Source organism: Aliivibrio sp. 1S175 (genome assembly GCF_001690985.1).
Classification (GTDB): Bacteria; Pseudomonadota; Gammaproteobacteria; order Enterobacterales; family Vibrionaceae; genus Aliivibrio.
In genome coordinates, this window is record NZ_MAJS01000018.1 from 71,565 (window position 1) to 89,788 (window position 18,224).

Annotated in this window: 14 protein-coding genes and 1 tRNA gene; 6 read left to right on the top strand and 9 right to left on the bottom strand. The window is 39.1% G+C overall.

The genetic code is table 11. The annotated features are described in order from the left end of the window. Positions 1-101: 101 nt before the first annotated feature. Complete coding sequence (locus tag A6E06_RS08615; RefSeq protein ID WP_065592562.1) at positions 102-2,021, bottom strand: DEAD/DEAH box helicase; 1,920 nt, start codon at positions 2,019-2,021, stop codon at positions 102-104. Between the two features lie 331 nt (positions 2,022-2,352). On the opposite strand from A6E06_RS08615, the gene A6E06_RS08620 reads away from it, so the two are divergent. Next, the gene (locus A6E06_RS08620; protein ID WP_065592563.1) at positions 2,353-4,383 is read left to right on the top strand and encodes an exoribonuclease II; all 2,031 of its coding nucleotides are present in this window, start codon (positions 2,353-2,355) and stop codon (positions 4,381-4,383) included. Between the two features lie 55 nt (positions 4,384-4,438). On the opposite strand, the gene A6E06_RS08625 is transcribed toward A6E06_RS08620, so the two are convergent. After that, positions 4,439-4,798 (bottom strand): late competence development ComFB family protein, encoded by a 360-nt coding sequence (locus A6E06_RS08625; protein WP_065592564.1) that lies wholly within the window; start codon positions 4,796-4,798, stop codon positions 4,439-4,441. 147 nt (positions 4,799-4,945) lie between these two features. On the opposite strand from A6E06_RS08625, the gene A6E06_RS08630 reads away from it, so the two are divergent. From A6E06_RS08630 to A6E06_RS08645, 4 genes are all read left to right on the top strand, one after another. Further along, entirely contained in the window at positions 4,946-6,178 is a 1,233-nt protein-coding gene (locus A6E06_RS08630; RefSeq protein ID WP_065592565.1) for a GGDEF domain-containing protein, read from the top strand. 178 nt (positions 6,179-6,356) lie between these two features. Continuing rightward, positions 6,357-6,737, top strand: coding sequence for a DUF3302 domain-containing protein (locus A6E06_RS08635; RefSeq protein ID WP_065592566.1), 381 nt, complete (start codon positions 6,357-6,359; stop codon positions 6,735-6,737). Continuing rightward, the gene (locus tag A6E06_RS08640; RefSeq protein WP_065592567.1) at positions 6,737-7,867 is read left to right on the top strand and encodes an HlyD family secretion protein; all 1,131 of its coding nucleotides are present in this window, start codon (positions 6,737-6,739) and stop codon (positions 7,865-7,867) included. Before A6E06_RS08635 ends, A6E06_RS08640 begins: the two co-directional genes overlap by 1 nt. A gap of 190 nt (positions 7,868-8,057) precedes the next feature. After that, positions 8,058-9,659, top strand: coding sequence for a BCCT family transporter (locus A6E06_RS08645; protein WP_065592568.1), 1,602 nt, complete (start codon positions 8,058-8,060; stop codon positions 9,657-9,659). 99 nt (positions 9,660-9,758) lie between these two features. Here A6E06_RS08645 and A6E06_RS08650 read toward each other — a convergent pair whose 3' ends face one another. The 5 genes from A6E06_RS08650 to A6E06_RS08670 all read right to left on the bottom strand — a co-directional run bounded on the left by A6E06_RS08650 (position 9,759) and on the right by A6E06_RS08670 (position 15,605). Further along, on the bottom strand, positions 9,759-10,811 hold the full coding sequence (locus A6E06_RS08650; RefSeq protein ID WP_065592569.1) for a DUF4056 domain-containing protein: 1,053 nt from the start codon (positions 10,809-10,811) through the stop codon (positions 9,759-9,761). A gap of 11 nt (positions 10,812-10,822) precedes the next feature. Next, complete coding sequence (locus A6E06_RS08655; protein WP_065592570.1) at positions 10,823-11,947, bottom strand: BamA/TamA family outer membrane protein; 1,125 nt, start codon at positions 11,945-11,947, stop codon at positions 10,823-10,825. 3 nt (positions 11,948-11,950) lie between these two features. Continuing rightward, a complete protein-coding gene (locus tag A6E06_RS08660) occupies positions 11,951-12,838 on the bottom strand; it encodes a hypothetical protein (RefSeq protein ID WP_065592571.1) in 888 nt (295 codons plus the stop codon). 306 nt (positions 12,839-13,144) lie between these two features. Then, the gene (locus A6E06_RS08665) at positions 13,145-14,404 is read right to left on the bottom strand and encodes a DEAD/DEAH box helicase (protein WP_065592572.1); all 1,260 of its coding nucleotides are present in this window, start codon (positions 14,402-14,404) and stop codon (positions 13,145-13,147) included. A 148-nt stretch (positions 14,405-14,552) separates the two neighbouring features. Continuing rightward, positions 14,553-15,605, bottom strand: a complete 1,053-nt coding sequence (locus A6E06_RS08670; RefSeq protein ID WP_065592595.1) for a porin — start codon at positions 15,603-15,605, stop codon at positions 14,553-14,555. Between the two features lie 363 nt (positions 15,606-15,968). On the opposite strand from A6E06_RS08670, the gene A6E06_RS08675 reads away from it, so the two are divergent. Continuing rightward, a tRNA-Ser gene (locus A6E06_RS08675) sits at positions 15,969-16,059 on the top strand. 260 nt (positions 16,060-16,319) lie between these two features. Here A6E06_RS08675 and A6E06_RS08680 read toward each other — a convergent pair. Next, positions 16,320-17,552 carry a cysteine desulfurase-like protein gene (locus tag A6E06_RS08680; RefSeq protein ID WP_065592573.1) on the bottom strand — a complete coding sequence of 411 codons (1,233 nt, stop codon included), beginning with the start codon at positions 17,550-17,552 and terminating at the stop codon, positions 16,320-16,322. Next, the gene (locus A6E06_RS08685; RefSeq protein ID WP_065592574.1) at positions 17,536-18,192 is read right to left on the bottom strand and encodes a 2OG-Fe dioxygenase family protein; all 657 of its coding nucleotides are present in this window, start codon (positions 18,190-18,192) and stop codon (positions 17,536-17,538) included. Before A6E06_RS08685 ends, A6E06_RS08680 begins: the two co-directional genes overlap by 17 nt. Positions 18,193-18,224 lie beyond the last annotated feature (32 nt).

The window sequence follows — 18,224 nt, forward strand, 5'->3', positions numbered from 1 at the left end:
TTCAATAAAAACAGAAATAAATAAATGCACATAAATCACAAATAACAGGCATAAAAAAACCGAGCTACATGAGCTCGGTTTTTATTATTGAATCTTATTGATTAGTCTTCACGAGGTGTGCGTGGAGCACGGCTTGCGCCTGGAGCACGCTCGCCACGGTGACTGCCACGGTGGTCGCCACCTTTGTTGCGGTCAAAACGACGTTCGCCACCACGGTTACCTTCACGGTTACCGCCTTCACGATTACCACGGTAACCACCACGGCTATTTCCACCACGGTTTTCGTCAGCACCACCAGAACGAGGACGACGATCAATTGTTAGGTCTACGCCTTCAACAACAACCGCTTTAACTTCGTTTTGACGAATACGTAGTTGCTTAAGTTTGCTTGCAACGTCTGCAGACATTTTCTTAGGTAACTGTACGTATGTGTGACCCGGAGCAAGTTTGATTGCACCGATAGCACCTTTAGTGAAGCCAAGTTCGTTAGCTAGAGCACCTACGATGTCTTTAACTTGAACACCTTGCTCACGACCAACTTCTAATTGGTACGTATCGAAATCGTCATTGTTGTATTGACGACGTTCGCCACGCTCTGGACGGTCACCACGATCACGACGCTCGCCACGATCAGGACGGTCACCACGATCACTACGCTCTGGACGACGTTTAGCACGGTCCATTGCTGCGATCATAGGATCTGGACCTTTATAGAATAAAGGACGCTTACCTTGTTGACGCTTAAGAAGCATTGCTGCAATTGTTGCTGCATCAACTTCTAGTGTTTCTTGAAGCTTAGTAATTAAGTCAGAGAATGCTTCTAATGCAACGAATTCTTTATCTGCTGCTAATTCAGCACCAAGAACCGCTAGACGAGCTTCTGCAACTTGATCACGATGTGGCAATTCAATTTCGATCATTGAAGATTTAGTTACACGCTCAATCGTACGAAGCATACGAATTTGGTTTGTGCGAACTAAAAGAATCGCTTTACCTTTACGTCCAGCACGACCAGTACGGCCGATACGGTGGATGTAAGATTCAACATCGAATGGGATGTCGTAGTTAAATACGTGTGTAATACGAGGAACATCAAGACCACGAGCAACAACGTCAGTTGCAACTAGGATATCGATAACACCACGTTTAATGTGATCTACAGTACGCTCACGTAGAGACTGAGGAATATCACCGTGCAATGCAGCAGCTTTAAAGCCACGAGCAGATAACCAATCAGCTAGACGCTCTGTATCTTGACGAGTACGAACGAATACGATTGATGCATCAGTTTCTTCAGTTTCAAGAAGACGAGACATTGCTTCGTCTTTTTCTACGCCTTTAACAATCCAGAAGTTTTGAGTTACTTGTTCAACAGTATTGTTAGTACCAGCAACATCAACACGAGCAGGATCACGTAAGTAACGGTCAACAATAGTCTTAACCATTGGAGGCATAGTAGCTGAGAACAGGATACGTTGAGCTGTTTCTGGCGCTTTTTCAAGAATCCAAGTTACATCATCAACAAAACCCATTTTTAGCATTTCATCAGCTTCATCTAGGATGAACGTATGAACTTCGCCTAGATTTAGACGGTCACGGTTAAGTAAATCTTTAACACGGCCAGGAGTACCAACGATGATATGAGCACCGCGGCTTAGAGCACGCATTTGATCAACGATAGATGCACCACCGTAGATCTCTAAAACTTTAAGGCCATTGATGTTACGACCAAGGTTTTTAACTTCAGCAGCAACCTGAATAGCAAGTTCACGCGTTGGAGCCATGATGATTGCTTGTGGGTTATGTTGCTTAAGGTTGATTTTATTTAGAAGAGGTAAAGAGAAAGCAGCTGTTTTACCAGTACCTGTTTGAGCTTTACCAAGTGCATCACGTCCAGCTAACAATAGAGGAATTGATTCTGCTTGGATAGGCGTTGGTGCAATAAAGCCCATTTCGTCAAGTGCAGATAATAAAGTTTCTTCTAAAGCCAGTTGGCGGAATTCAGTAATAGTTTCTGACATTGGGATCCCAATAATTAAACATATAAAAAAGGTCCCATTTGCTCAGCAAGTTCCATACACACACACAAGCACTCGGGACAGGACGGTTTATCACTTCATTAATTAATATAGTAGAAGATGATTAACTCAGGGCGCGGATGATGCCCTAATACGTCAAGAATTACCAGAAAAAATTGAGCAACTTCACAAATTTAGCTCTATTTTCTTATTTTTGGTAGTTTTTCGTACATTACGCATGCTTTTTTGCATATTTCATCGGTCTTTTCTAGCAATAGATTAAGGGCAATAGTAAAGTTAACGAGTTATTTCCCTATTTATAGTATGAAGGCTCATGTTTCAAGATAACCCACTACTAGCGCAATTAAAGCAACAAATACAAGATAAGCTTCCTAAAAAAGAAGGCACAGTAAAAGCAACCGACCGCGGTTTTGGCTTTTTAGAATCAGACGATAAGAAGAAAAGTATCTTCATCGCACCTGCACAAATGAAAAAAGTCATGCATGGTGACAAGATCATTGCTTTAATCCGCACTGAAAATGACAAAGAGCAAGCCGAACCCGATCAATTAATTGAGCAGTCAATTACTCGATTCATCGGCCGCATTCAAATGTTCAAAAAACGTCTGCAAGTGATGCCCGATCACCCTAGCCTAAAAAACGCTATAAAAGCAAAGGCCCGTAAAGGTGTAAACCCAGAAACTTTAAAAGAAGGTGACTGGGTTGTTGCAGAGCTTACGCAACACCCTTTAAAAGGTGATCAAAGCTTCCTATGCGAAGTCACCCATAAAATCACTGATAGCGATGACAAAATAGCGCCATGGTGGGTAACACTAGCTCAAAACGATTTACCAAACTCAGAGCCTGATGGCATTGATCACTGGGAAATCAAAGATGATGCTGATTTAGTTCGTATCGATATGACAGAAACACCATTTGTAACTATTGATGGTGAATCGACTAAAGATATGGATGATGCTCTATACATTAAAAAACAAGAAGATGGTTCTTTTGAGCTAACAATCGCTATCGCAGATCCAACCGCTTACATCACACCAGATGATGAGATGGATAAAGTCGCTCGTAAACGTGGCTATACTATCTACTTACCGGGCCGCAACATTCCAATGCTGCCTCGTGATTTAAGTGACCAATTATGCTCTCTGATCGAAAATGAAGTCCGCCCAGCGCTTTGTTGTACAGTAAGCGTAGCTTCTGATGGCACGATTGATGAAGAATCTATCAATTTCTTTGCGGCAACAATGAAGTCTCATGCCCGTTTAGCGTACGAAAATGTCTCTGATTTCCTAGAAACAGGGTCATGTGACAAATGGCAACCAAACGAAACTATCGCTCAAGTGGTTACGGAGCTGCACGAATTTGCGCAAGCACGTACCTTATGGCGTCAAACTCATGCTGTTATCTTCCCTGACCGCCCAGATTACCGCTTTGAATTAGACGCTGAAAATGACGTTGTTGCTATTCATGCGGATATGCGTCGTTGCGCAAATAAATTAGTTGAAGAAGCAATGGTAACGGCAAATATTTGTGCCGGTAAAACATTGCGTAATACTTTTAACATGGGTGTATTTAACTCTCATGCAGGGATCAAGTCAGAAAAATTAAAAGACGTCGTTGAGATTGTAAATCAACTTAATGATACTGAATTTACTGAAGAGCATATTGCAACACTTGAGGGGTTCAGTGAACTGCGTCGTCTACTTGGTAAACAACCAACATCATATCTTGATGCTCGTATTCGTAAATTCCAAACTTACAGCGAAACAGGCAATGAACCATTACCTCATTATGCGATGGGTTTAGACATTTACGCGACATGGACCTCTCCTATCCGTAAATACAGCGACATGATTAACCATCGAATGCTAAAGGCACACATCCTTGGTAAAGAGCCAGTACAACGCCCTGACGATATCGTGGGTGAAGAGTTAGCACTAAGTCGTCGTTACCACCGCATGGCGGAACGTAATGTTAGCGATTGGTTATACTGCAGAACATTAGCGTCTGAAGTAGCAAAAGAAACACAATTTACGGCCGAAATTTTCGATATTAACCGTGCTGGTATGCGTGTTCGCCTAATTGAAAACGGCGCTGCTGCTTTTATTCCTGGATCTCTTATCGTAGATAATAAAGAACGCATTGAATGCAATGCAGATCAAGGGTCTGTTTCAATTGATAAACACGAAACATTTAAGCTAGGTGACCATCTGACTGTAATTCTTGCTGAAGTGAAAGAAGATACTCGTAATATGGTGGCAAAGCCATTACAAGCCTTTCCTGCTCCAGAAGTAACACAAACAGAAAACACTGACGCGATTAATGCTGATACTAAAGCTAAGGCTTAGCACTTAATCTGAACATTAAACGTCCCACATAATAATACGCATTGTGTGGGATTGTTTAATCTAGTTTTATCACACCTGAAAATGGTAACTCTTCATCCTCTAGTTCAAAACGATCTTTAGACATATAAACAACGATACTTTCTGCATCTTCTTCTCGCTGCCGCCTATCATTTAAAACCATTTTTTCTGCATTTTCGACTGCTACTGAAACCATTTTGTTATATTCCATTAATCTTTTCTGAGATGTTGCCGATAGCATATCTAAGCGATGACGAATATAGAGTGTTGGAAGTTGATTTAAGCTGATGCACTTCATATCTGTGATTTGATCATGTGTATAGTTTTGGTAGAAATCGAGTTCAATAAACCGCTTATCCACCAGAGCTTCCATATAGTTATTAATGCTTGATTCCATAAAAAGGCCTTATTGTTATTAAATACATCTAAGTGTCGTTACAACCGTATGAATAGAGTGATGTTATTGATAGAATAGCGTCTTGTCCTAGCAATTCAGTGACAAACTCTTTCTTTTTTTAGATTAATAAGGATCCGTTAAAAAACAATGCCTTTTAGCCTTCTGAGCCATCCACTATTTAAACTTCTATTGCCTATCATTATTGTTGTTTCGGTAATAACCGGTATGGATGGCATTATCCAATTATCATCTGAAAATCAAGGATTCTCATACATACTGCCATACATCGTACTTTCTATTGTTTTGCTTTTAAGTCAACCTTTCAATCAAGGCCGAATAGGGATGATAGCGATTACAATGGCAATTGCTTATTGGATCATTCAAGAACGATTACAAGTCCCTCTCTCTTATGGCAGTACCCGAATTGAATTTACATTAACCGCTTTTTTATTACCCATCTCAATGATGGCCACTTTTATCTTTCCTGAACGTCGGATTTTTTCCAAATATGGCGCTGGTTATCTAGGCATCCTTCTTTTCATGTTTTTTTGGTGCTGGATTATTGTTTCCCATTTTGCCGACAACGATATGACTGAAATTTGGGAAACTTATTTACTTACGATCCCTGAAGTATCTCCTCTTCCTATTATTATCGTTCTTTATAGTTTAGTTATGTGCGGGCTTTCTGCCATTTTTGTCTTAACTCGTAGTAATAATACAGATTTAGCGTCTTACACCTGTTTACTCTATTCTTCGTTAACTTTTGCTCTTTTTAGCGTTGAATTTATCTCTAGTACAATGTTCTCTATTGCTGGCTTGTTATTACTACTTTACATAATCTCAGCCAGCCATGAATTGGCCTTTATTGATCAGTTAACAGGCATACCTGGCCGTCGCGCTCTTGAATCAGAAATGAAGCATTTAGGCCGTCGTTACACGATTGCAATGCTTGATGTTGATCATTTCAAAAAATTCAATGACAGCTATGGCCATGATACTGGTGATGATGTATTGAAACTCGTGGCTAGTATCATGGCGCAAACTGGCGGTAATGCAAAAGTCTACCGTTATGGTGGTGAAGAATTTACCGTACTATTTAAAGGTAAAACGGCTGAACAGAGCTTAGAGTATTTAGAAGAATTACGTGAAGATATTGCAAATTACGATTTAATTATTAGAGATACAAATACCCGACCTAAAGACAAAAAGGAAGGCGAAGCAAAAAGAGGAAAAGCAAACAAAACCAAAGTGGTGAATGTAACCATTAGTATTGGCGTTGCTGATAATACAGAATACAAAAAGCCACAAGAAGTTATCAAAGCTTCAGATAAAGCTTTATATCGAGCTAAAGATGGCGGACGGAATTGTGTTCGCCAATAAATAAAGCCTTCCTAAAAAATATAAAACCAGCCGATATAACTTTTTAGTTAATGTTATATCGGCTTTTTCATTTCAATCTTTGATTATATCTTGCGTATTAACCTAACCAATGTCACACTCAAGTTACTAAAAAATAGGTAATTTGTTAATTTTCATAGTTGTACACAAGGATGCGTTTATGTTTTTAGATTATTTTGCTCTTGGTTTATTAGTGTTTGTAGCATTGGTTATTTTCTACGGGATTATTGTCATCCATGATATCCCCTATGAGATTGCTCACAAGCGTGACCACCCACATTCAGACGCGATACATATTGCTGGTTGGGTTAGTTTATTTACGCTACATGTTTTATGGCCTTTTCTTTGGATTTGGGCAACATTATGGCGTGAAGACCGTGGTTGGGGATTCCATAAAATTGAAAATAATCAATTAGAGCTTCAAACTCGTGTTAACCATCTTAATGACCAAGTTGAATTACTGACCGAAAAAATTTCTCAAATGGAAGTTAATCAAGTAAAGCAGCCACCTCAGCAATCAACTAAAGAGGAGCAAATATAATGGATTTATTGCTTATTCTTACGTACACCGCATTATGTATTGCTGTGTTTAAAATCTTTAATATTCCGTTGAATAAATGGACAGTTCCAACTGCCGGATTAGGTGGTGTCGTTCTCGTTGGTACACTTGTTTTATTAATGAATTATAACCACCCTTTTACTCAATTTGGCGGGCAGTTCTATGTAACTACACCGATTGTTCCAAGTGTAAAAGGTAAAGTAATTGAAGTTAACATTGAGGCAAACCAACTCCTTAAAAAAGACGATATCCTTTTCAAAATAGACCCTATTCCATTTCGAGCTGAAGTCGTCCGTAAACAGGCTGCATTATATGAAGCAGAACAAGCCGCTCTTCAATTAGAATCTATTTATAAATCAGCGCAAGCAAACACGATCAAAGCAATCGCAGACAAAGATAAAGCGTATCGTGAATTTAAACGTTATGAAAAAGGCTTTAAAAAAGGCGCTTTTACTGCACAACAATTAGATACACGCAAACAAACTTACAAAGCAACTCAGGCAACGGTTGAATCTGTTCAAGCTCAAGAGCAACAGGCCAAACTGGCACTAGAGTCTGAGATAAATGGTGAAAATACGATGGTTGCTCGTATGCGTGCGGAGTTAGAACAAGCACAATTCAATTTAGATGAAACAACCGTTAGAGCTCCAACTGATGGGTATGTAACTCAAATGGCTCTTCGTCCAGGTATGATGGCGGTACCTCTGCCTCTTCGTCCTGTGATGACATTTGTACATACCGAAGCTCAGTATTATGTAGGTGCATTTCGTCAAAACTCTTTGCAGCGTTTACAATCAGGATTTCAAGCTGAATTTTTATTCCGCGCCATTCCTGGGCGTGTATTTAAAGGGGAAGTTGTTGAAGTCATTCCAGCTATCGGAGAGGGACAAATTCAAGCTTCAGGTTCTTTATTGGGTACAAACGCCATACAAACTAACGGCAGAGCACTTGTTAAATTAAAATTGACTGATGACGTCTCAGCTTTCCACCTTCCTGCAGGGGCAAATGCCGAAATATCGGTTTACTCTGACAGTTTTGAACATGTTTCGATTATGCGTAAAGTATTAATCCGTATGAAATCCTGGCAAAACTTTCTATACCTTGACCACTAAATAACCTAATAGTATAAAAAGTGCCTTAAACCCATGTTTTAAGGCACTTTTATTTATATCAAGCCCTTAGAAAAACATTTAATTAAAATCTTAACTCTGATATTATTCTCACGAAAAAAGCTGTTACATGAATGTTGCAGTAGTTTGACAGACTCCGATTGGAGCTGTTATGAAAATTATGTGAGGACACATGAGTACTACGGATAAGTACAGTATTGACAGTACTGATTATGAGGTTGGACAGGACAATATTCAAAAATGGGGTTTTGATATACATAACCAAGTTTTTGGCATTAGTGCTGGTGCAATTGTTTTATTTCTTACTGTGCTTCTGATTATGGATCCAGCAGAGGCAAAATCCCTTCTTGACGGTGTCAAATTACAAATCATCGATAATTTTGATGGTTTATTTATGTGGTCTAGTAATATCTTCTTAATATTCTGCTTAGGATTAATCATTTCACCATTTGGGAAAATCCGTATTGGTGGAGATCACGCTAAACCTGAACATTCTACGATATCTTGGATGGCAATGCTGTTTGCTGCCGGTATGGGTATTGGTTTAATGTTCTATGGTGTTGCAGAGCCTCTTGCTTACTATACCGATTGGTATGGCACTCCTCTAGGTGTTGAACCATTTACTGAAGAAGCTAAAAAACTAGCGCTTGGCGGTACTATGTACCACTGGGGTATTCATCCGTGGGCAATCTATGGTCTGGTTGCTTTATCTTTAGCCTTCTTTACCTATAATAAAGGGTTACCTTTATCTATGCGTTCTGTTTTCTATCCAATTTTAGGTGATAGAACATGGGGTTGGTTTGGTCACATCATTGATATCCTAACCGTGCTTGCGACGCTATTTGGTCTTGCAACCTCTCTTGGATTAGGAGCACAACAGGCTGCTGGCGGTATCAACCACGTATTTGGTACTGATGGCGGCATTAACATGCAAATCGGTGTGATTATTTTCGTTACTATACTTGCAATGATCTCGGTTATCCGTGGCATTGATGGTGGTGTAAAACTACTAAGTAACGTGAATATGTTAGTTGCTGTTGCACTGCTTCTGTTCATTATTGTTATTGGTTTCTCTGATGTAATGAGTGCTTTGCCATTAACTCTTATTGGGTATGCTGAGAATATCATTCCATTAAGTAATCCACACGGTCGTGAAGATGAGACTTGGATGCATGGTTGGACAGTATTTTATTGGGCTTGGTGGATTTCATGGTCTCCATTCGTAGGTATGTTCATTGCTCGTGTTTCTAAAGGTCGAACTGTTCGTCAATTCTTACTTTCAGTGATGATCCTTCCAACACTAGCAACGTCTTTATGGATGTCAGCGTTTGGCGGTATTGCAATTGAACAAGTTAAAAACAAAGTTGGTGAACTTGGTGAGAATGGCTTAAATGACATCACCATGGCTCTATTTGACATGTATGACGCATTACCAATGAGTACTGCTCTATCTGTTATCTCCATTGTTCTAATTATGGTTTTCTTTGTAACGTCATCTGATTCAGGTTCATTAGTTATCGATAGCATCACTGCTGGTGGTAAAGTTGATGCACCTGTACCTCAGCGTATTTTCTGGGCAACAGTTCAAGGTTCTATCGCTGCGGTATTACTATGGGTTGGTGGTACAGAAGCAATGCAAGCGCTACAGGCAGGTACGGTATCAACAGCATTACCGTTTACCTTCATTCTTCTAATGATGTGCGTAAGCTTAATAAAAGGATTTAGTACTGAAAAGTTCGGTACTACTCAAAAATCAAATAAAGCAAAAGCATAATCAATAAAAAAAGCCCCGAACACTACTTTAAATGAAGTACTTATTCGGGGCTTTTTTATACCAATCTATATAGTCGTTTGGTATTTAAATCAATAAACGTTATTTTTCAGCTTGCTCATTATCGTCATGCTTCTTAGCAAAATCAGCAATCTGTTGAAAATCATCCGGAGTCCAATAGGGTTTATTCTTTAATGAATCAGGTAGTACTGAGAAATCTTTATCGTTTTTATTTGGCATTAACATAAAGGTAGCTAATGCTTCATACTCAGTTGAAACACCCTCTTTCGTTTCACCTTTAAACCCATTTGGCTGCAAGTCTGTTCCTAAATGGTATTCCCGATGAATCACAACCCATTTGTTTGGTAGCCGCTTAGAACTGTCCCACCATACCCCATCCATTTTTTTTATTTCTGTTTTAGATTGCTCTTTAGTACCCACACCCAACTCAATAAATTTTGCTTTTATTGCTTTGGTCATTGCAGTGGAAAAAGCATTTTTATCTAAATTTGGATCGGCACGAATAACATCACTGGCTAACAGCGCACCAAGCATATTTGAATAAAGATCTTCAGGAGAGAAAGCAGAGGCATATTCTTTAAAGCCTCCGACTGATTCCATACCAAACCATTGCGCTATCTCATGCCATTGAGCAAATCGATATGCAGTCAACGCAGCTAATTCGATACTGATTTTTTGACGTTCTACTTCAGAATACACATCCACACTCTTGTGCATTTGAACAACACGATCTTTTAACTCTCGTGACAATGTCACTTTATAATCAGAACCTAGGTGAGCGTAAAACTCATTGTAAAGATAATAAGTAAAATCAGCAGTATCTCGAATATGAGCCGAATCTAAAAAACCTCCTTTTTTAGAGTAAAAAATACCATTACTTTCATCTCCAAAACCCATCAAACTACTAGCAACGCTTTGGGTACCATCGTTATATATATGATCACCAAGATCTTCTATATTCATTACGTTTTCTACTGAAACAAAAGGGACAGGGATCCCCCCTATTTCTGTTTGCAGGTTGATCCCAAAAGCACAGCAAGGCCTCACACCAGCTGGAGCATCAGCAGCAAAAGCAGATAAGGACACGCCACACAAAAAACTCGTGATGACAATGGAAGCTATCTTACTCTTCATATAAATACCCTCTAAAACGCTTCATTAATTTGAAAATATACCGCTTGGCTATCTTTTCCTAACCCATAATCCAGTCTTACATTAACTCTTGGTTTAAACGCAAAACGATAACCAATGCCATACGTCGGTAACCATTTACTATCAAACAACTCTTGATAAGAGCTCGCGACACTCCCCCCCCCTATCCACGCAACCATTCCATGCCGTTTGTTAAGTTGTTGACGAATTTCAATTTGGCCAGACAATTGACTATTATCTCGATACTGACCTGAATAATATCCTCTCATTCGCTTATCACTGCCTAAAGAGGAAAATGCAAACCAAGGAATATCACCTTGAACATCTTCAGAAAATATTTCCCACGCCAAAACAGTATTAGGTAATATTTTGTGATATTGACGGTAATTTATGGTGACTTTGTCAAAATCATAATCGGATCCAAATTCAGTACGATAGGCATTCCAATTCACACTGAATAACATGCCTTCATGGGCGTTTAGCTCAAAATCACGACTGTCGTACTCAACACTCACCGTAGCAGCACTTAAAAAGGTATTTTCCAGATCACTCTGTGCTAATACCTCAGTATCTGACGAAAGATCACGATAACTCTCCATATCTGCACCAAAAAGGAAATAGGTATTAGGTAAAAATTGATACGCCACCTTTGGTGTAAATCCAAAAATTTGAGCTTCAACTAGTGTTTTATTGCTGTCAACTTCCGCCGCTTGTTTACCAACGCCCCAATAGTATTCAGGGGTATGGCTTGCTTTGGCTTGAACCAATAACCGAAGGTCATCATTCTCAAAATAAGTTCGATTATTAACACCTACGCCATAGGATCCTGAAGTAGAACCATAACCCGTAATATTAATCGTAGAAAGTGGCGCACTCTGTTTATCTTCAAGTGGCGAATATAAACCCACAGCCGCAACCCCAATACCAAAACCTTGCTCAGGGTTAGCGAAAGGCCCGGGAAGCACAGCCCAATCCCCCCCTTTACTGACATCAATATCTTCTGATGAGCCAAGCTCTTCTAGAAAAGTATCAACCCAGTTTTGTGGCTTCTCTTTCGCAGAGATCGAAAATGCGCAGCAACTTAGTAAAGCTGCCGTAGATAGGTTTAATAACTTCATGATTTAAAATCGCATATCAACGCTTAAGAATAAACTTGTACGGTTACCAAACCCCGCCTCACCCAGTAAATAGAGTCGATCATGCAATTTATACTGCATACCTACAATTGGGTTCCATGGTGTGACTAAGTGTTGCTCTACATTAAAGCGACCATTATCAACCTTGCCCACTAAATTACCCAAGCTACCCGTTAAACCTATATCCGTTAAATTGCCAGATAAGGATTGCTCAACATCTTGATACATAGCCCCCACCCACAAACGTAACGGAGCGCCTAAACGGGTAAAGTCATAACCAATTCGAGGAGAAATAACAATCGAAGATATGGTGCCATCAATTACATTTAATTTAGTTTCGGTATAACTTGCATCAACTAAAGTAAATACATCTTTATAGCCTCCAGCAAGCACAAATCCGGCACCATAAAGAGTGCCATTCAGATCCAGACGGAATGGCATAGTTCCCGATAACTTTTCAGAACCAAGGGCTTTAACTTTGATCGTAGTTTCTGAATAGCCGTTAAGCGTACCAACAATGCCGTATAAATTTAGAAATGGGAATAACCAAACATCACCACGCAAAGTCAAAACTTCGCTCATTTGTTTACCCGTACCTACAGGCTCTATTTGAACGACATCACCGAGTGGAACATTTATTGTGTGCCCAAAGGGTAAATCAATTGGGTAGGAACCCTCGAATCCAACGCTATCTACTGAGATATCTTGAGTTTGTTTCATGTAACTAACGTTTAGGCCAAAAGCCTCAGGAAGAGTATAACCACGAGCTTCCGCTTCATCTTTCCAAATGGGTAGTGTAAAAGATTCTGCAAATAAAGAAGAAGAGTAAGATAAAAATAATAAGCAAAGTACAGAAAGAGACCTTTGCGACATAACGGCTCCGAATACTGAAGGATAATAATCCAAAATTGGCTTCAGTTTTCCAAAATCATACGCCTCACATGAATACATTCAATCGAACTTTACACTAATTTACATATGAAACTGTCAAGGTTTTATTTGATGCATTCAAAGCTCAAATTACAGCCTACTTCACATAATAAAAAACAATTTAAAATAAAAAATAGGAATATATGAAAGATATTGATTGGCAAGATCAGTAATGGCCAATTTAAAGACGTTTCAGTCATTAAATCGGCCATTCAGAAATGATAGGGGTAGAGTTAAATAAAAACGATATTAACGCTTATTTTTACCTCGATTAGCGTGCACTTTCATCTTTGCTTTCAGCTTTCGTTTATCTGCTGAACGTCCACGACTTTGACGCGAATGATCTTCTTTTACCACTCGAGCATTAGGATCTGGTTCATACCCTTTCAACCATTCTTGCGGTAAACGAGTGTCTAACAATGTTTCAATCGCCGTTAATAAATAGTCTTCGTTACTGCTCATTAATGAAATAGCTTTACCTGTACATCCCGCTCGACCCGTTCGTCCGATACGATGAACATAATCTTCAGCTTTAAATGGTAATTCATAATTAATAACACATTCTAGTTGCTCAATATCCAAACCACGAGCAGCGATATCCGTTGCAATTAATGCACGAACTTTCCCAGTTTTAAATTCTTCTAACGCACGTAAGCGAGCACCTTGGCTTTTATCACCATTAATAGAAACTGCTTTTATGCCGTCTTTCTTGAGTTCTTTAACTAATTCATCAGAACCTAGTTTTGTTTTTGTAAAGACAAGAACTTGTTGCCAATTACGAGAGCCAATTAAATACGCCAACAACTCACTTTTACGGTGTTTATCGACTGGATATACTATCTGTTCAACAGTATCAGCGGTACTGTTCGTAGGTGTTACCTGTATTTCTTTTGGTTTATGCAACATGTAATGAGCAATTTCTCTCACTTTTGCACTGAACGTTGCTGAGAAAAATAACGTTTGGTGTTCAGCTGGCATCTTACGTAGTACTTTTTTAATATCCGGAATAAAGCCCATATCTAACATACGGTCAGCTTCATCTAGTACTAAATATCCTGCTTGATTCAACGTAATCGTATTGATGTGCAATAAATCTAATAAACGCCCAGGAGTCGCAACTAAAATATCCGCGCCACCAACTAAGTTATCTTTTTGAACATTAATACTCGTGCCGCCATAAGCAACCACCACTTTGATGTCTGTATTTTTTGCATAGCTAACTAAACTATCAAATACTTGCTGTGCTAATTCACGAGTTGGCGTCAAAATCAAACTACCAATCACTTTTGAATTCTGGCTACGATTCATTGGGTTTTCAATTAAACGTTGAATAAGAGGCAAACCAAAAGCGGCAGTTTTACCTGTACCAGTTTGTGCTCCTGCAAGTACATCATGTCCTTGTAATACGAGAGGAATAGCTTGTTTTTGAACTGGAGTCGCTTCTTTAAAACCTAATTCCGAGACGGTATTAAGAAGCTGTTCAGATAACCCTAGTGAAGCAAATGACATGATGAACCTTTAAATACAATAATTTTCGCCGATTGTAGCAAAATAGTATTGGTTCCCCTAGAGTAAGTTGCGCTATAAAAAAATCCAGCGTACTTTGCAGGTACACTGGATTATCTTAGGAAAGTTAAAGATTAATAATCATTGTAGATTATAGGTAGTAACGCGCACCTAGCATCCACTTATTATCTTCTTTATTATTGTAATCATTACCTAAATCAAGTTGGTAACCAGTAAAGCCTACAAACTTATCAGTGAAATTGTATTCTGCTTGAATTGCTGATGTACTGTAAACCGTTTTACTTGCATCGTTATCTACAACCGATTCATAGTTCAAACTTAGGTTTAAACTGTTGTCTAAAGCGTAGGCAACCAAAGCTTCGTATGCTGAACTGTCTTCAATTGGGTTTCCTGTCGTAGACAATTGATGAGGAGTATTCATATACTCATTCATTGCATACACACCTGCTACGTATAAACCACTTCCATAAGTACCGTAAGTCCCACTCAATACATGAGATTCAGAAGTCACTGACTTTGCACTTGAACCATACGTAACGTCACCGGTGTTATATGCGTAATTCGCCGAGAATCCCATCACGCTATAATTTAGTGCAACCTGTCCACGATTTCCGTAATTGTTCTCTATTTTTGTAGTATCCCAGTCATTTGAAACTGTATCAGTCTTACGTCCTTGCCAACCAGCGGCAACACCAAATTTACCAGCATCACCCAGTTCAAACATTTTTCCGTAGCTCAGCATTTCTTCAGCGCGGCCTGTACCTAAATTGCCATGGTCCTCATAAAGAAAGTCATTCGCAAACGCTATTGGCATATCCGCTACACCACCCACAGCGTAATAAGGTGACCATTGGGTTCCGGCAACTGCTCGACCGAAATCTTCGTGTGTCAAACCGATGTAGCCTAGACGAGTTGTGAATGCATTTTCACCACCATCTAAATAGTTAAGAGCCCATTCACCTTTAGCATCAGCAACAAAACCATTACCTAAGTCATGTGTTGCATTAAAATTAATACGTGGAGAAACTGCGGTTATATCAGTATCGCCTTCATCAGATCCTTCTAATGCTACTGATACATGCCCACCGATATCAAATGTTGTCCCATCTTCATTATATAATTCAACAGCAACGGCATTTGAAGAAGCAGCAGCAATAGCTAAAGCGAGTAGTTTTTTATTCATTTTAATTTCCATTTAATTTGTCTCCTATGAAATGAAGTCTCACAGAAAAACAGTGCGACCAACAATTTAAAAACAAGATAATAAAAATTTTCATACAGAAGGAGTTAAACGTTAACAAAAAACACAATAAAAAATAAATCCAAGGTAAACAGCCTTGATATATAAGGAATAAAACAAAGTTAATTAGATGTATCAAAATGTTTTCTTTATATTTAGCTCATGTTTTTTTAGGTTAAAATCAAAATGCGAATAAATAAAAACACTTAAAAACAGCAATAATAGTAGAATAATGAATCAAACAGTCAGTTTTAATGCATTTAAGGGTTTACAAGAAACGGTGAACACCCTATTATACGCGGCATTGGAGGGATGGCTGAGTGGTCGAAAGCACCGGTCTTGAAAACCGGCAACCGTTAATAGCGGTTCTAGGGTTCAAATCCCTATCCCTCCACCAAATTAAAAGATTAAACCGCTGTTTTTACAGCGGTTTTTTTGTATCTGTACTATCTAAAAGAATTAAATGCAGATAAGCCCACCAATGCAATGCATTATAGAGACCGATTACTCAACCAAAAATTAAGCAGTAAGACCTTAAAAGACTGCATTGCGGTAAATAGACAATTTTTTAATACTCTGAAACCTTTTTCGACACTTTGGTGTGCTGGGGCTTTTTTGTATCGTCATTACATCCATCACCTTAAAACCATTCCTCTGCTATTCGAATGTATCTAATATCGAGAATAGGTAGTCGATTTCATCGAACGTGTTGTAATGCATAAAACCAATACGAACAACCCCTCCACTTTCCTCTAAACCAAGTTGCTTTATCAATCCCAACGCATAAAAGTGGCCATTCCAAACACAAATTTGATGTTGCCCTAATTTTTTTGCTATCTGATCGGGTGAGTGGCCTTTAAAACTGATTGCAAATGTAGGTGTTCGATTACCTGCATTTTCAGGATCACTTATACCAAACAATGACATCCCAGAACGCTCTTCGAGCTTATTCAAAAAGTAATGTGTTAATGCTAATTCGTGTTGTTTATATTGGGTGAAGCAGCTAACTAATCTTTCTCTTAAGCTGCACTCTTTATCGCCCCATTGAGCTAAATATTCAATTGCAGCCGTTACTCCCGCTAACCCTTCAAAGCTCTGTGTTCCTGTTTCAAAACGTCCTGGGCCAATATCTGTTGCAGGTTCAACTTTATAAGGAGACAACGATTGGAGATATTGGGAAGAGACATAAGCGATGCCAACATGAGGCCCAAAGAATTTATACGCAGAGCATACTAAAAAATCACAATCAAGATCTTGAACATCAACTAAATGATGCGGAGCATAATGAACAGCATCAACATAAATCATGGCACCAAAATGATGGGCAGCCGCAACCATTGACTTCACATCAACAAGAGATCCTGTTGTATTTGACGCATACGTTGTCGCCACAAGTACCGTTTTATCAGACAGTAAAGAATGAAAATGATCCATATCCAAAGTACAATCGTCTGTATTAACACGAACCTGATGAACGATAACGCCTTTATCTTCAGCAGCCTGCTGCCAGCTCGATACATTCGAATAATGATCCAATGCTGTAACAATGATCTCATCGCCTGCTGTCCAATTTCGACTGATCGCACGACTTAACTGAAAAGTGAGCGAAGTCATGTTTGCGCCAAATACAATATTATTACTGCTTGGTGCATTCAATAAAGCAGCACAACAAGTTCGAGCATTATCCATAACCGCATTTGTCTTCTGGCTTGAGAAGAAATGACCGCCTAGATTAGAGTTCGAATAGCCTAAATACTCTGCCATAGCCGTTAACACTGATGTTGGAACTTGAGATCCTCCAGGGCCATCTAAAAATAAAACGGGATGATTATCAACCGTTTGTGACAGAGCTGGAAATTGAGAACGAACGCTATCAGGCGTGAAAATCATTAGCTTTATCCTTAGCTGTTAATACAAATACATCCATATGCCCTTCACGAGCGTGGTCAACTAAGCGTATCGGTTTTCCGTTATGCCACAACTTTCTGTCATCCACCATCGCCACTTCTCCATCTTCTAAAATTTTTTTAAAAAACGGTTCTTCGTTAGAATTTTTATATACAAGCAGTTCTCCACCTTCGATATTAGATCGATCAATACCAATCAAAGCAATATGATCAAAACCATCTTGATGGACACCCTCTGGTGCTATTTGCGTTTCTGCATAGATTGCTGAGATCCGCATTTGGTGTATCTCAATCTCTTGCCCATTAGGTAGATGATTTAAATCCATAAAGACTTGGCACATTTCTGCCATACCTTCACTGTGTAAAATATGCGTTTCAATACCTTCAAATTCACGAACTATGTCCCCTTGAAAATGATTAATATCTTCACTCTGAACAAAATTATGTTTGTTGGTTTCAACCACCTCGTCATTAATCACCTCGATCACTGAATAACGACGTAATCGAAAGTTCCCATCTGCATGAGTGGTTTTAGGTAGACCCGTAAATGAGGGTGCGAGTTGATGGACAGCAGCATGGCTTAACTGTGTCAGCTGTAATGTAGTGTCATGTGAGTGAATCATATTGCCTCCCGCATAAGTAATTTAACAATTTA

Coding starts and splice junctions, on each gene's coding strand:
- A6E06_RS08615 (WP_065592562.1), bottom strand. CDS start 2,021: ATGTCAGAAACTATTACTGAATTCCGCCAACTGGCTTTAGAAGAAACT.
- A6E06_RS08620 (WP_065592563.1), top strand. CDS start 2,353: ATGTTTCAAGATAACCCACTACTAGCGCAATTAAAGCAACAAATACAA.
- A6E06_RS08625 (WP_065592564.1), bottom strand. CDS start 4,798: ATGGAATCAAGCATTAATAACTATATGGAAGCTCTGGTGGATAAGCGG.
- A6E06_RS08630 (WP_065592565.1), top strand. CDS start 4,946: ATGCCTTTTAGCCTTCTGAGCCATCCACTATTTAAACTTCTATTGCCT.
- A6E06_RS08635 (WP_065592566.1), top strand. CDS start 6,357: ATGTTTTTAGATTATTTTGCTCTTGGTTTATTAGTGTTTGTAGCATTG.
- A6E06_RS08640 (WP_065592567.1), top strand. CDS start 6,737: ATGGATTTATTGCTTATTCTTACGTACACCGCATTATGTATTGCTGTG.
- A6E06_RS08645 (WP_065592568.1), top strand. CDS start 8,058: ATGAGTACTACGGATAAGTACAGTATTGACAGTACTGATTATGAGGTT.
- A6E06_RS08650 (WP_065592569.1), bottom strand. CDS start 10,811: ATGAAGAGTAAGATAGCTTCCATTGTCATCACGAGTTTTTTGTGTGGC.
- A6E06_RS08655 (WP_065592570.1), bottom strand. CDS start 11,947: ATGAAGTTATTAAACCTATCTACGGCAGCTTTACTAAGTTGCTGCGCA.
- A6E06_RS08660 (WP_065592571.1), bottom strand. CDS start 12,838: ATGTCGCAAAGGTCTCTTTCTGTACTTTGCTTATTATTTTTATCTTAC.
- A6E06_RS08665 (WP_065592572.1), bottom strand. CDS start 14,404: ATGTCATTTGCTTCACTAGGGTTATCTGAACAGCTTCTTAATACCGTC.
- A6E06_RS08670 (WP_065592595.1), bottom strand. CDS start 15,605: ATGAATAAAAAACTACTCGCTTTAGCTATTGCTGCTGCTTCTTCAAAT.
- A6E06_RS08680 (WP_065592573.1), bottom strand. CDS start 17,552: ATGATTTTCACGCCTGATAGCGTTCGTTCTCAATTTCCAGCTCTGTCA.
- A6E06_RS08685 (WP_065592574.1), bottom strand. CDS start 18,192: ATGATTCACTCACATGACACTACATTACAGCTGACACAGTTAAGCCAT.